This window comes from Pleomorphochaeta sp. DL1XJH-081 (genome assembly GCF_049310885.1).
In the GTDB taxonomy this organism is placed as follows: Bacteria; Spirochaetota; Spirochaetia; order Sphaerochaetales; family Sphaerochaetaceae; genus CAYZJV01.
Genome location: NZ_JBMDYO010000141.1, coordinates 1 through 260, shown reverse-complemented (window position 1 = coordinate 260; position 260 = coordinate 1). Strand labels below are relative to the sequence as shown.

The window sequence follows — 260 nt, the reverse complement described above, 5'->3', positions numbered from 1 at the left end:
GGCATGATGAGTAACAATATGTCCATGATGAATGGTCCTGGAACAACTGAGAGCTATTTATCAGGATCAATATATGGAAACTCCACAAAGCCCATGCATCAAAACTTTGACCAACATCAGCGACCAGTAATGCAGGGTGATGGATATGGTATTAGTTCTTCTGAGGCTTCAGGCTCTGGAAACTTGTATGTTCCGGTGTCATCAGTTGGAACAATGACAAACAACCAGAGCTTAAATGCTGTATCCATGCAATCGATACC

1 protein-coding gene is annotated in these 260 nt (G+C 42.3%); it reads left to right on the top strand.

Annotated features, from left to right (window positions below; translation table 11 throughout):
* Nucleotides 1–18: 18 nt before the first annotated feature.
* Nucleotides 19–260 (top strand): hypothetical protein (locus ACODJP_RS14230; RefSeq protein WP_422482616.1); only part of this gene is annotated, 242 nt, incomplete at its 3' end.